Origin of the sequence: Citrobacter sp. CK206 (genome assembly GCF_030333125.1) — a bacterium.
In the GTDB taxonomy this organism is placed as follows: Bacteria; Pseudomonadota; Gammaproteobacteria; order Enterobacterales; family Enterobacteriaceae; genus Citrobacter_B; species Citrobacter_B koseri.
Map to the genome: position 1 here is coordinate 110460 of NZ_JAOWGM010000028.1, position 12440 is coordinate 122899.

The window sequence follows — 12440 nt, forward strand, 5'->3', positions numbered from 1 at the left end:
TTGTTGGACTAAATAGATCCACCCGGTGACAAGGTGAAACCTAAATCTAACATTTTAGGCGTCACCGCTTCACCGCGTATGCGCGCCAGCAGGCGCTCTGCGCCGATACTGCCCATCCGCTCACGCGGCGTAAGTACGCTGGCCAGACGCGGTTCCATCACCTGACCAATGTCGTGGCCGTGGAAACCGGCAATCGCCATATCATCAGGAATTTTGAGCCCTAAACGCTGGCATTCGAACGCCGCCCCGACGGCAAGGTCATCGTTGGTACAGAAAATACCGTCCAGTTGTGGGTATTCACGTCTTGCCTGGCGGATCAGCTCAATCCCGGAAGAGTAAGACGACGATTGCTCCACCATCACGCTGTAGGGCACCAGCCCGGCGTCCAGCATGGCCTGTTCATAGCCCTTCTGTTTGATGATAGTACGTTCGTCGAGGCGCGCCCCCAGATAGGCGATATGACGATGGCCGCGCGCGATAATCGCGGCGGTCATCTGACGCGCGGCTTCAAAGTTGTCAAAACCGACGGCGATATCGAGGCATGGCGATTTGCTGTCCATCAGCTCCACCACCGGAATGCCCGCGACTTCAATCATTTTGAGCGTGCGCGGCGTATGGGTACGTTCAGTGAGGATTAACCCGTCAATGTTCCATGACAGCATCGACTCCAGACGTTCCTGTTCCATTTCCGGCTTATAGCCGTAGTGCGCCAGCATCGTCTGGTAGCCGTGGGCATCGGTGACGGTCTCAATTCCGCGTAACACCTCGGCGAAAACCTGGTTGGTTAACGACGGCAGCAGAACGCCCACCGCACGGCTGGTCGCGTTAGAAAGAATATCGGGAGCACGATTGGGAATGTAACCCAGTTCATCAAGTGCAGCAGCGATCTTGCCCCGCAGCGCGACGGAGACCTGCTCCGGGTTACGCAGAAAACGGCTGACCGTCATTTTGGTCACGCCTACGCGGTCAGCCACATCCTGAAGTACGGGTCTTTTCTTTTTCATCGTCCTGAAAGGCATAAAAGGGATAGATTTCCCCAGTTTACCACGGACGTGCATGAACCTTCGCAGAGAAAACTAAGGTTGTTTTTGTATTGTGAGAAATACACTAAATCATTCGAGTTGCATCAAGGCGGCGACGCAGTGACAAATTCGTCAGGAACGAATTTGAACAACCGAAGGTTGCCTCTGGTGAGGGACAAGGATGTCCCTCATTAAATCCCCGGAAGCGTACATCAAGTACGCGACCAGGGTAAGCCAGGAAGCCAACAAAGATGCGGCTTGAAGGATGACGTGTATTTTTAAACTGGCGGCAGGTCGAACAGTAACACTTCGCTATCGCTGTCGGCATGGATGGAGATCGCCTGCTCATCCCAAATCGCCAGACCGTCGCTGGTAGACGCTTTGGTGCCGTTAATGGTGACGTTACCTTTCACCACCTGAATCCAGATGCGGCGTTCGGCGGAGATCTGGTGTACCGACTGTTCGTCTTTCAGCAGCGCCCAACGGTACAGCTCCATATCCTGATTCACTTTCAGCGAACCGTCGCGCGCATCCGGCGACAGCACCAGCTGTTTGCCCTGTACGGCGTCAAAACGACGCTGCTCGTAACGCGGCGTAATCCCGTTTTCCTGCGGCATGATCCAAATCTGATACAAACGCAGGCGGTCGGTATTGCTCGGGTTGTATTCCGAGTGACGAATGCCCGTCCCGGCGCTCATTATCTGGAACTCACCGGCAGGAACCTGCTCTTTGTTACCCATACTGTCCTGGTGTTCCACTGCGCCTTCCAGCACATAGGTCAGGATTTCCATGTCTTTATGCGGGTGCGTCCCAAAGCCCTGTCCTGCTTCAATAACGTCATCGTTAATCACGCGCAGTGCCGAGAAGCCCATAAAGTTAGGGTCATAGTAGTTTGCAAAAGAGAAAGTATGCCAGGAATCCAGCCAGCCATGATTCGCATGACCACGGTCGTTTGCTTTGCGTAAGTAGATCATTGTATTCACCCCCAGATGTTTTCGATGGAGTAAGTGTGAACCCAATCCAGACGGGATCATAGAGGGTGAAAATTGACTCCTCTGTTCAAAAATTATGAACAAGCCCAGAGGCGTTGATTTTGTTTATTTCGCAAGGGTTACAGTGGCCGGAGACGCCTGTTCAAACGCCCGCTCAAGGATCTCAAGGTTGGTGAGAACGTCAGATTCCTTGACGTAATTCGGCACGCCATGCGTAATGGTCTCGAACAGGGCGTCATAAACGCGGCCATAGTCGCCGACCTCCGGTTTCATCTCTTCTTTCACCGTCACGCCTTCGTCATTAACGTATTCCAGCAGGCCGACAGAATCATCCGCCGCAAACCCCGGTTCGCCGGGCATGATATTGGCCTTCAGGCTGGTTTCCTGCTGGTCGATGCCGTACTTCACAAACGAGCCTCTGGTGCCGTGAACGATAAATTTCGGGTAATCGATCTTCACTAAATGGCTGGTTTTAACGATGGCTTTCAGATCGCCGTAAAACAGCTGCGCTTCGAACGTATCATCCGGGTTGGCTTTATTGCGCAGGCTGCGGATGTCATAGGCCACATGGTCCGGGCGTCCGAACAGCGAAATAATTTGATCCATCGTATGCACGCCGAGGCCGTAAAACGCGCCGTCCTGCGGCAGGCCAGGTTTGGTTTCCGCAACCGGTCGGTAGTAATCAAAGTGGCTTTCAACTTCAACAATCTCGCCCAGTTTGCCGCTCTCAATCGCTTTTTTGGCGGTCAGGAAACAGGAGTCAAAGCGGCGGTTCTGGTACGGCGTGACGGTCAGCCCTTTGCTCCGCGCCAGTTCGAACAACACTTTCGCCTCGGCAAGCGTTGGCGTAAACGGTTTTTCCACCAGCACGTTTTTTCCCGCCTCCAGCGCGCGCCGGGCGTAGTCAAAATGGCTGTCCGCATGGGTACAGACGATCACCAGTTTTACCTGCGGATCGTTCAGCACTTCATCAAGATCGCTGGTGAAGTGAATATGCGAGTAGATCGGCGCCTGCTCCTCCGGCTTCGCGTGACGGCGGAAGATATGCGCAACATGCCAGCTGCCTTTACGGTTAAGAACATACGGCAGATGATAGCGGGTGGTGCTTTTACCAAAGCCAATAAATGCGCAGTGTAAGGTCATGGGAGTGTCCTTTTTGAAAGGTGATTGCATACACCATAGCGCAAACAACATGTGGGAAATAGCGGTGAAACGATCGTAGGCCGGATAAGCATAAGCGCCATCCGGCGTCACAAGAACCATTGCCGGATGACGGCTTTGCCTTATCCGGCCTACAACCTCAAGATCGGTCGTCGGCGTCGCGGTCAGATCGTAGGCCGGATAAGCATAAGCGCCATCCGGCATCACAAGCGCCATTGCCGGATGACGGCTTTGCCTTATCCGGCCTACAAAACTGACCAGCAAACCAGCCCGAAACTGAGCCAAAAAAAAAGCCAGCACCCGGCTGGCTAAAGTAATACTGGAAGCAATGTGAGCAATGTCGTGCTTTCAGGTTCTCCGCAAGGGTCTCCCTGAACGCAGAGCAATAATAATCATTCTCATTCGCACTTGTCCAATACTTTTTGCAAAAAAATGCAGTTGACTCCGTTTTTAAAGTCAATGATGTTTAAAAGGACTTTTAATCTGCTAAGGACACAGAAATGAGTGAGATAGTGATACGCCACGCGGAATCAAAAGATTACGACGCAATTCGTCAGATCCATGCCCAGCCGGAGGTGTATCACAACACGCTACAGGTTCCTCATCCTTCCAGTGCGATGTGGCAGGAGCGGCTAGCCGACCAGCCCGGCATCAAACAGCTGGTCGCCTGTATTGACGATACTGTCGTGGGGCATCTCACCATTGCGGTCATCCAGCGTCCGCGCCGCAGCCATGTCGCCGATTTTGGCATCAGTGTTGATGCGCGGTGGCAAAATCGTGGGGTCGCCAGCGCGCTGCTCCGTACCATGATCGACATGTGTGATAACTGGCTGCGTGTGGAGCGTATCGAGCTAACGGTATTTGTCGATAATGAACCCGCCGTGGCGGTCTACAAGAAGCATGGTTTTGAGATTGAAGGCACCGGCAAGAAGTACGCACTGCGTAACGGTGAGTATGTCGACGCATACTTTATGGCGCGGATGAAGTAATTTTCTCCTCCCCTCTCTCCAGGAGAGGGGAATATCCCGTAATTAAAAGTAGTCCTGCCCAATTCAGAATATCCTCAATAATATTTGGCTAAAGTGAAAACATTTATTAACTCTGTATACGAATCTGAGAATAGAGCGTAAACAGATAATAAAGAAAGGATTCACGGCTAATACATTTAGCATGCCGTTATTAAAGGATAAGGTAATAATGGGAAATATTGTCTACCTGACAATTGCAGGGGGGTTGCAAGGTGCTATTTCCGATGGATGTGGAAGCACTGCCTCAGTGGGCAACCGCTGGCAAACCGGACACGAGGATGAAATTTTCGTATTTTCACTCTCGAATAGCATAACTAGTACTGGTAAAGGTTCTCAACTGCATGGACTGCGATTTTGTAAACTGATCGATAAAAGCACGCCATTGTTTGTTAATGCTATTAACAACAACGAGCAGTTGTATATGGAGTTTTATTTCTACCGCATCAATAGATTCGGTAGATGGGAGAAGTATTATTATATTCAACTGCGGGGAGCATTTCTATCAGGTATTCAACACCAATTCAGCGAAAATAATTTAGATACAGAAACAATAACCATCAGCTATGAATATATCCTCTGCAAACACCTTATTGCCAACACTGAGTTTAGCTACCTGGCCTTGCCCGAGAACTACAACCGCCTGTTTATCCCCCGTCCAAAAACACCCGCAGATAACAGCCTCAAAACGTTAAACAGCAAAGGGGTTGGCAGATTGCTTGCCGCCGGAGGTATCTACAACGGGAATATCGAAGGTTTCAGGGAAACGGCAGAAAAGTTGGGAGGAGATGCGATTAAGGGATATGATCACGTCCTGAATGATCAAACGAAAGGAACCATAATAGCCTTAGCATCAATCGCTTCTGTCTTTGGTATGGGGCGGTTAGGATTAGCTTCGGAGGTGGAAAAGTTCGGACAGGCAAAAGTCTGGAAGACACTATCAGTTCCAGATAGCATTGACACCACTACCATTGCAACAACAGGACAAAATTACCGCGCAATTGCCGCTGGTGCTGAAGACTTGAGTGTTGCACAAACAAAAACGCTGACACAATTGCCCAAAATGGGCTCAAGAATTATTGTAACCAAAGGCTTTGGGCAGAATGATTTAGCAGCGCTTAGTGCAGCTACAGGCGACGAGTTTGCAATGTTTACAACAGGTGGTAGAAGATTGATTATTCGCGGAAATGCAACCGGAGTACCAATAGGTATTGTTGAAGCTGAAGAGCTTGCTACTAAAGGTTGGCGATGGTCCAGCCATGTTCATCCAGATGGAACATTAAGATCTTCTCTTGGTGATAGAGCGATTTTGAAGATATTTAAGGATCACAATTTGAATAGTAAGAGTTCTATATCTGATCCTTATGGACGCAGGTTCAACTTTTCACCTGATGGCGATTTAATTAGCCCAGAATGGAGACCATAGAATGAAAAAAATACCTTTAGACATTTTAGAACGAAAAGCAAAAGAAATTAGCAGAAAGACATTGGGTGATTATATATTGCCAGACAATATATTTTCACAATTGGCTTCAGGAGTAATTATTGATGGTGACGACAGAGTTTTTGTGCTGTTCATTCCTAAAGAGCTAGCAAAAGATACAATAGACATACTTAGAATAAGAATGAATATTTATTCAGGAGAAGGTTTTGTAGAATATATTGGGCTTGAGCGGAAAAAGTAGAAATCCAGATAATAAAGTTATGCGCTTTAAGGGGAATGCTAATGATCACTTACAAAAAAGCTATAAACAAAGCCAATAAGTATCTTTACGATGCAGATACTCCTGTCGTCATCACACTCCACGGAAGATTTACAGAAGGTTGTTTTTTGTTTCGAATCAATGGAGTATCTCGAAACCGGAGACAACGCTTCCCGCCTGGCAGGAAACACTCCTTTCATCATCGATAAAGATAGCGGTGAAATCTTTGATTTAGGTACTGCCTGGCCGCTGGAGAAATATTTAAAAGACTACGAAGAGAGCAAAAAAGCACGAAGCTAAGCTTACCCAGATACGATTAACTATGATAACTGAAACTGAACTTAACGTACTGAAAGTTATGGCCGAAAAAGATATTAACTGGAACTGGATGAATCTGGATCGCACGCTTTCCATGAAAAGAATCCCGGGGTTCAGCAATGTCGTTAATATTGTGAATAAATTGGCTAGCGAGTGTCTGGTAAATATTGAAGATAGTGGGCATAAGTCCATGCCTTACTATCGCGTATCTGAAAAAGGATACAGGCTAATCAAGAATACTGATACTGACAATAACGTACCATAATCGCCGTGCAGAATAATGCTGTTGAAAAACAAGGTTACAGCCAGAACTCCCTGATAAGCCCCCTTCCACCGAAGAGGGCCGTTATCCTTAGTATCCCGCAGTTAAATCATCGACTGAGCGCGGGTCAGACGCGCCGTACAGCGAACCATCCGGTCCAACCATGATGCTCTGGGTGCTGCCCATCGCTTCTTTCAGCGCGACTTTTTGCCCACGCTGTTCCAGGAGTTTCAGCGTATCCGGGCTAAAGCCCTTTTCCACGCGCAGCTCATCCGGCAGCCACTGATGATGGAAACGCGGTGCGTTGGTCGCCTCAGCGACATTCATCCCGAAATCGATGCTGTTGACCACCATTTGCAGCACGGTGGTAATAATCCGGCTACCGCCAGGGCTGCCTGTCACCAGCCAGGTTTTGCCGTCTTTCACCACAATGGTTGGCGACATTGACGACAGCGGACGTTTCTTCGGCCCTACGGCGTTAGCATCGCCGCCCACCAGACCGTAAACGTTTGGTACACCAGGTTTCGCGGAGAAGTCATCCATCTCATTGTTGAGCAGAATCCCGGTGTTTCCCGCTACAATCCCGGTGCCAAACGTGGTGTTCAGGGTGTAGGTGACGGCCACCGCGTTGCCGTCTTTATCCACCACCGAGAAATGGGTGGTCTGATTGCTTTCATACGGCGCCAGTTTACCGGGGCGAATCTCGCTGGACGGTTTGGCTTTATTGATATCTATCTGATCGGCGATGGATTTCGCATACGCTTTACTGGTCAGCGCCTGCCACGGCACCTTCACAAAATCCGGGTCGCCGAGATACTCCGACCGATCGGCATAGGCATATTTCTCCGCTTCAGCCATTATCTGCATGGCATCGGCGCTGCCAAACCCGTATTTCTTCATGTCGAAGTTTTCAAGGATATTGAGGATCTGCACGATATGAATGCCGCCGGAGGACGGAGGCGGCATCGAAAAGACCTGATACCCGCGATAATCGCCGCTAATCGGCGTGCGTTCTACCGCTTTGTAAGCCGCCAGATCCTCTTTGGTGATAAGCCCCCCGTTCTTCTGCATTTCCTGTGCGATCTGGTCGGCTATTGCCCCTTTGTAGAAGGCATCCGGGCCATTCTCAGCAATCATCTCCAGACTTTTCGCCAGGTTTTTCTGCACCAGCTTGTCGCCCTTCTTCAGCGGTTCGCCGTCTTTCCAGAAAATGGCCTTGCTGTTTTCATAATTCGGCAGCACCTCGCTACCGTAGGTTTTCAGGTCATCCGCCAGCGCATCGTTGACGACGAATCCCTCATCCGCAAGTTTCATCGCCGGGCGTATCACTTTGTTGAGCGGCAGGGTGCCGTATTTCTCCAGCGCCAGCGAGAATCCGGCCACGGTGCCCGGCGTACCGGTCGCCAGGTGCGACGTCAGCGATTTTTTACTGTCAGGATTGCCCTGATCGTCCAGGAACATATCGCGGGTGGCATTGGCTGGCGCCATTTCGCGGAAGTCGATCGCCGTGGTGTTCCCGTCTTTGGTGCGCAGCAGCATAAAACCCCCGCCGCCGAGGTTCCCCGCCTGCGGATGCGTCACCGCCAGCGCATAGCCAACGGCAACCGCCGCATCGACGGCATTTCCCCCTTGCTTAAGGATATCGACGCCGACCTGGGTCGCCATCGCATCCACGGATGCCACCATCCCCTGCTTCGCACGAACAGGGTGGAAAACATCCTCTTCAACGCCGTATGACACCGGAGGTGGCGCAGGCGGCGCGGCAACAACACTAAAACAACTTCCTGAGAGCAGAGCAGCAATGGCTACCCGGCGCAAAAACGTCGGTTTCATCATCGTTATTCTCCAGAGATACGGGGTCAGCCCCCCCACTAAGCCTGGTGCATAACTCTGAAATAATCATCGTTGCGGCGGGAAAGGAGTAAACTTAATAGATCCCCCCAGAGGAGGAAAGACGATGAAACGACTCTTAATTTTAGCGGCGCTACTGCCGTTTTCCGGCTTTGCGCAGCCCATCAACACCATGAATAACCCGAATCAGCCGGGGTATCAGATCCCGAGTCAACAGCGGATGCAAACCCAAATGCAGACGCAGCAGACCCAGCAGAAAGGGATGCTTAACCAGCAGTTAAAAACGCAGACCCAGCTTCAGCAACAGCATCTGCAAACGCAGATGAACAATAACGCGCAGCGGGTCCAGCAGGGCCAGGTGCGTGAGCAGGTTTTACCAAACAACAATGGCGGGATGTTAAGCGGTGGAACCCGCCAGAGCAGCGGTCAGCAACATCTGCTGCCCCAGCGACAGAGTGGCGATATGCTCAATAACTCGCCGCAGTAAAATCCGGCCCAATCACATCAATGGCATCGGTACAGATGCAGTCCACGCCCCAGCGCAGCAGTTCCGCCGCGCGCTGGGGTTTGTTGACGGTGTAAACCAGAATGCGCAGTCCCGCCGCCTTGAGCGTTTTTACCCGCGCTTCATCGAGCAATTTATGGTTGAGATGAACAGAGACGCAGCCCAGTCGGGTCGTCAGCGCATGCCAGTCGTCACGCCAGTCATCCAGCAGTAAACCGCGTGGTAGCTCTGGCGCCGCCTGTTGCGCCGCTTCCAGCGCATCAATTTCAAACGATGAAAGCAAAGGCGCGGTCATTCCAGACCACAGCTCCCGCGCCGCCAGCGCCACCACTCGCCCCGTCAATGGCCCGGTGCCGGTCGTCGGTTTAATTTCAATATTCGCCATCATGCCGTGCTCGCGGCAGCGTTCCGCTACCTGAGACAACAGCGGCAACGGCTCGCCTTTAAACTTGCCGCTAAACCAGCTCCCGGCATCAACGCGCAGCAGATCCTGCCAGTTGACTTCCCCCGCCACGCCCCAGCCGTTACTGGTGCGCTCCAGGTTGTCGTCATGCAGCAGAAAGATCTCGCCGTCTTTCGACAGCTTCACGTCAAACTCAATCATCGTGTGTCCGCACCGCGCCCCCACGTCAATCGCCGCCAGCGTGTTTTCCGGTGCGAGTTTTCCGCCACCGCGATGCGCGACGATGTGGGGATAAGGCCAGTTACTCATACTCGTTGTCCTGTTTCGCCATCGAAAAGATGCAGATGATTTTCCGGCAAATGCAGCCATAGCGTGCCGCCTGCCGTCGGGCGTTGCTGATGCGCCAGCCGCACGACCATTTTTTGATCGCCCCAGCGTCCGTGCGCCAGGTTATCCGCCCCCAGCATCTCCAGCGTGTCCATCACCAGCGGCACGCCGCCTTCCGCCTGCGAGCTTAGCGCAATATGCTCAGGACGGATACCCAGCGTCATTTTCCGCCCGGCATAGCGACGATAGTTCCAGTTAACGGGCAGCGCCATCCCGCTCTCCAGCTCAAAATGGGTGCCTGCGGCGCTGATGCGCCCCTCCAGCAGGTTCATCGCCGGGCTGCCGATAAAGCTCGCCACAAAGCGGCTGGCAGGCTTCTCATACACCTCTACCGGCGTACCGATTTGCTCCGCCACGCCTTTGTTCATCACCATCACCCGCTGGGCGAGCGTCATCGCTTCGACCTGATCGTGCGTCACGTACAGCGAGGTGGTTTTCAGGCGGCGATGCAGATGTTGTAACTCAAGGCGCATCTGGACGCGCAATTTAGCGTCAAGGTTGGACAGCGGCTCATCAAACAGGAAGACGGCCGGATCGCGCACAATCGCACGCCCCATTGCCACACGCTGGCGCTGGCCGCCGGAAAGCTCGCGTGGACGGCGTTTGAGCAAACCATCCAGCTCCAGAATCCGCGCCGCCTCTTTCACCCGTTCGGCAATATGCCCTTTGCCCATGCCGCGAATCTTCAGCCCCCACGCCATGTTCTCCTCTACGCTCATGTGTGGGTAGAGCGCGTAGTTCTGGAACACCATCGCAATGCCCCTGTCTTTCGGCTCCATCTCCGTAACGCGCTGGCGGTCAATCCAGATATCGCCGCTCGTTACCCGCTCAAGCCCGGCCACCATACGCAGCAGCGTCGATTTACCGCAGCCGGACGGCCCAACCATCACAATAAACTCACCATCCGCCACATCCAGCGTTAACGGCTGTATGACCTGGGTTTTGCCGTCCCAGCTTTTGGTTACTGCCTGTAATTTCAAACCAGCCATAAAATTTCCTACTTCTCACTGTCCACCAGGCCGCGTACAAACGCGCGCTGCATGGCTAAAACGATAACGACGGGGGGAATCAGGGTCAGCAGCATCGCCGCCATCACCTGATTCCACTGAGTGGTGCCTTCCCCGGTGGCGATCATGCCTTTAATCCCCGCAACGGCGGTGCCGAGATCAACGTCGGTAATAATCAGCAACGGCCACAGGTACTGGTTCCAGCCGTAGATGAAAGTGATGACGAACAGCGCCGCGAGATTGGTTTTTGACAGCGGCAGCACGATGTCGCGGAAAAAGCGCATCGGTGAAGCGCCGTCGATGCGCGCCGCTTCAATCAACTCATCCGGCAGCGTCATGAAGAACTGGCGAAACAGAAAGGTGGCGGTCGCTGAGGCCATCAGCGGCAGGGTCAGACCCGCGTAGCTGTCGAGCATTTTCAGATTGGCGATCACTTCCACCGTCGGGAAAATACGCACCTCAACCGGCAGCATCAGGGTGATAAAGATCATCCAGAAAAACAGATTACGCAGCGGAAAACGAAACCAGACAATGGCAAACGCCGACAGCATAGAAACGGTGATTTTCCCCACCGTAATGCCAAAAGCCATGATGAAACTGTTAAGCATCATCAGCCAGAACGGCGCGCTGTTCACGCCCACGCCGTTAACCCAGATCGTTGCCATGTTTTCCAGCAGATGCGTTCCGGGGATGAGCGTCATCGGCGTATCGAACACCGCGCTGTTGTCCAGCGTCGCCGCCACAAAGGCGACGTACAAGGGAAACAGGATCACCACAATCCCCAGAATCAACATAGTGTGGCTGAATATCGTCAGCCCGCGACGGTTCTCAATCATTGGTAACGCACCTTACTTTCCACATAGCGGAACTGGATAACCGTCAGAATGATGACGAGGAACATCAGCACCACCGACTGTGCGGCAGAGGCGGAGAGATCCAGCCCGGCAAAGCCTTCGCGGTAGATCTTATAAATCAGCGTGGTCGTCGCCTGTACCGGTCCGCCTGCGGTAGCGGCGTCGATCACCGGGAAGGTGTCGAAGAAGGCATACACCAGATTGACCACCAGCAGGAAGAAACTCACCGGCGCAATCAGCGGTAGCGAAAGTTTAAAGAAGCGCCGAACCGGACCCGCCCCATCAATCGCTGCCGCTTCCGTCAGCGAGCGGGGAATGGATTGCAACGCGGCAAAAAAGAACAGGAAGTTGTAACTAATCTGCTTCCAGACTGAAGCGAACACCACCAAAAACATGGCCTGGCCGCTGTGTTGCGCATGGTTCCAGTCATAGCCGAACCCGGCAAGAAAATGGGTGATTAGCCCGCGCCCAGGGTTGAACAGGAAGATCCACAGTACGGCGGCCACCGCAGGCGCAACGGCGTAAGGCAGCAGCATCAGCGTTTGATACAGGCGGCTTGCGCGTACCACGTAATCCACCAGCGCGGCGAAAAACAGCGAGACCAACAGGCCGCTTACCGTCACCAGCGCACTGAATTTCATCGTCGTCCAGAAGGAGTCGAGGTAGTAGCTGTCATGGAATAAGGCGACAAAGTTATCCAGACCGACAAACTGGCTGGACAGCCCAAACGGATCGACGCTTTGCAGCGAATACCACAGCGCTTCGCCCGCAGGCCAGATAAAGAAAATGACGGTGATCGCCAGTTGCGGCGCAACCAGCAAATACGGCAGCCAACGCGAGCGAAACACCGGACGGGATGATGACATGAAGATTTGATTCCTGAACAGTGCCGGGTGGAGGCTTCGCCTTACCCGGCCTACGGTCTTGTAGGCCCGGTAAGCGCAGCGCCT

The 12440-nt window shown here is 52.7% G+C and carries 13 protein-coding genes and 1 pseudogene; 6 read left to right on the forward strand and 8 right to left on the reverse strand.

Annotated elements, in window-relative coordinates:
• Positions 1-8: 8 nt before the first annotated feature.
• From gntR to OGX81_RS13105, 3 genes are all read right to left on the reverse strand, one after another.
• Entirely contained in the window at positions 9-1004 is a 996-nt protein-coding gene (gene gntR / locus OGX81_RS13095) for a gluconate operon transcriptional repressor GntR (protein ID WP_024131020.1), read from the reverse strand.
• Positions 1005-1300: 296 nt separating this feature from the next.
• Entirely contained in the window at positions 1301-1996 is a 696-nt protein-coding gene (gene yhhW / locus OGX81_RS13100) for a quercetin 2,3-dioxygenase (protein ID WP_012135544.1), read from the reverse strand.
• Positions 1997-2119: 123 nt separating this feature from the next.
• Positions 2120-3157: an oxidoreductase gene (locus tag OGX81_RS13105; protein ID WP_049012101.1), complete on the reverse strand. Its 1038-nt coding sequence runs from the start codon at positions 3155-3157 to the stop codon at positions 2120-2122.
• Between the two features lie 518 nt (positions 3158-3675).
• Between OGX81_RS13105 and yhhY the strand changes: the two genes are divergently transcribed.
• From yhhY to OGX81_RS13130, 5 genes and pseudogenes are all read left to right on the forward strand, one after another.
• The gene (yhhY, locus tag OGX81_RS13110) at positions 3676-4164 is read left to right on the forward strand and encodes an N-acetyltransferase (RefSeq protein ID WP_049012102.1); all 489 of its coding nucleotides are present in this window, start codon (positions 3676-3678) and stop codon (positions 4162-4164) included.
• 208 nt (positions 4165-4372) lie between these two features.
• A complete protein-coding gene (tssD, locus tag OGX81_RS13115; protein WP_104869097.1) occupies positions 4373-5626 on the forward strand; it encodes a type VI secretion system tube protein TssD in 1254 nt (417 codons plus the stop codon).
• Position 5627: 1 nt separating this feature from the next.
• Positions 5628-5885, forward strand: a complete 258-nt coding sequence (locus OGX81_RS13120) for a hypothetical protein (protein ID WP_012135548.1) — start codon at positions 5628-5630, stop codon at positions 5883-5885.
• Positions 5886-5926: 41 nt separating this feature from the next.
• Positions 5927-6203: pseudogene (locus tag OGX81_RS13125) on the forward strand (YrhB domain-containing protein).
• Between the two features lie 22 nt (positions 6204-6225).
• Positions 6226-6486, forward strand: coding sequence for a hypothetical protein (locus OGX81_RS13130; RefSeq protein WP_012135551.1), 261 nt, complete (start codon positions 6226-6228; stop codon positions 6484-6486).
• 87 nt (positions 6487-6573) lie between these two features.
• Here OGX81_RS13130 and ggt read toward each other — a convergent pair whose 3' ends face one another.
• Positions 6574-8319 (reverse strand): gamma-glutamyltransferase, encoded by a 1746-nt coding sequence (gene ggt, locus OGX81_RS13135; protein WP_049009224.1) that lies wholly within the window; start codon positions 8317-8319, stop codon positions 6574-6576.
• A gap of 121 nt (positions 8320-8440) precedes the next feature.
• On the opposite strand from ggt, the gene OGX81_RS13140 reads away from it, so the two are divergent.
• Entirely contained in the window at positions 8441-8821 is a 381-nt protein-coding gene (locus OGX81_RS13140) for a DUF2756 family protein (protein WP_012135554.1), read from the forward strand.
• On the opposite strand, the gene ugpQ is transcribed toward OGX81_RS13140, so the two are convergent.
• The 4 genes from ugpQ to ugpA are packed head-to-tail and all read right to left on the reverse strand — an operon-like array spanning position 8802 to position 12356.
• Positions 8802-9551 carry a glycerophosphodiester phosphodiesterase gene (gene ugpQ / locus OGX81_RS13145; protein WP_047460612.1) on the reverse strand — a complete coding sequence of 250 codons (750 nt, stop codon included), beginning with the start codon at positions 9549-9551 and terminating at the stop codon, positions 8802-8804. The genes OGX81_RS13140 and ugpQ overlap by 20 nt on opposite strands.
• Positions 9548-10618, reverse strand: a complete 1071-nt coding sequence (locus OGX81_RS13150) for a sn-glycerol-3-phosphate import ATP-binding protein UgpC (protein ID WP_012135556.1) — start codon at positions 10616-10618, stop codon at positions 9548-9550. The genes ugpQ and OGX81_RS13150 overlap by 4 nt, the downstream gene beginning before the upstream one ends.
• Before the next feature lie 8 nt (positions 10619-10626).
• Complete coding sequence (gene ugpE, locus OGX81_RS13155) at positions 10627-11472, reverse strand: sn-glycerol-3-phosphate ABC transporter permease UgpE (RefSeq protein WP_047460601.1); 846 nt, start codon at positions 11470-11472, stop codon at positions 10627-10629.
• Positions 11469-12356, reverse strand: coding sequence for a sn-glycerol-3-phosphate ABC transporter permease UgpA (ugpA, locus tag OGX81_RS13160; protein WP_024131024.1), 888 nt, complete (start codon positions 12354-12356; stop codon positions 11469-11471). The genes ugpE and ugpA overlap by 4 nt, the downstream gene beginning before the upstream one ends.
• Between the last annotated feature and the right edge of the window lie 84 nt (positions 12357-12440).

What these genes read in the sequence shown, in the direction of transcription:
- gntR (WP_024131020.1), bottom strand. Translation starts at nt 1,004, where the DNA reads ATGAAAAAGAAAAGACCCGTACTTCAGGATGTGGCTGACCGCGTAGGC.
- yhhW (WP_012135544.1), bottom strand. Translation starts at nt 1,996, where the DNA reads ATGATCTACTTACGCAAAGCAAACGACCGTGGTCATGCGAATCATGGC.
- OGX81_RS13105 (WP_049012101.1), bottom strand. Translation starts at nt 3,157, where the DNA reads ATGACCTTACACTGCGCATTTATTGGCTTTGGTAAAAGCACCACCCGC.
- yhhY (WP_049012102.1), top strand. Translation starts at nt 3,676, where the DNA reads ATGAGTGAGATAGTGATACGCCACGCGGAATCAAAAGATTACGACGCA.
- tssD (WP_104869097.1), top strand. Translation starts at nt 4,373, where the DNA reads ATGGGAAATATTGTCTACCTGACAATTGCAGGGGGGTTGCAAGGTGCT.
- OGX81_RS13120 (WP_012135548.1), top strand. Translation starts at nt 5,628, where the DNA reads ATGAAAAAAATACCTTTAGACATTTTAGAACGAAAAGCAAAAGAAATT.
- OGX81_RS13130 (WP_012135551.1), top strand. Translation starts at nt 6,226, where the DNA reads ATGATAACTGAAACTGAACTTAACGTACTGAAAGTTATGGCCGAAAAA.
- ggt (WP_049009224.1), bottom strand. Translation starts at nt 8,319, where the DNA reads ATGATGAAACCGACGTTTTTGCGCCGGGTAGCCATTGCTGCTCTGCTC.
- OGX81_RS13140 (WP_012135554.1), top strand. Translation starts at nt 8,441, where the DNA reads ATGAAACGACTCTTAATTTTAGCGGCGCTACTGCCGTTTTCCGGCTTT.
- ugpQ (WP_047460612.1), bottom strand. Translation starts at nt 9,551, where the DNA reads ATGAGTAACTGGCCTTATCCCCACATCGTCGCGCATCGCGGTGGCGGA.
- OGX81_RS13150 (WP_012135556.1), bottom strand. Translation starts at nt 10,618, where the DNA reads ATGGCTGGTTTGAAATTACAGGCAGTAACCAAAAGCTGGGACGGCAAA.
- ugpE (WP_047460601.1), bottom strand. Translation starts at nt 11,472, where the DNA reads ATGATTGAGAACCGTCGCGGGCTGACGATATTCAGCCACACTATGTTG.
- ugpA (WP_024131024.1), bottom strand. Translation starts at nt 12,356, where the DNA reads ATGTCATCATCCCGTCCGGTGTTTCGCTCGCGTTGGCTGCCGTATTTG.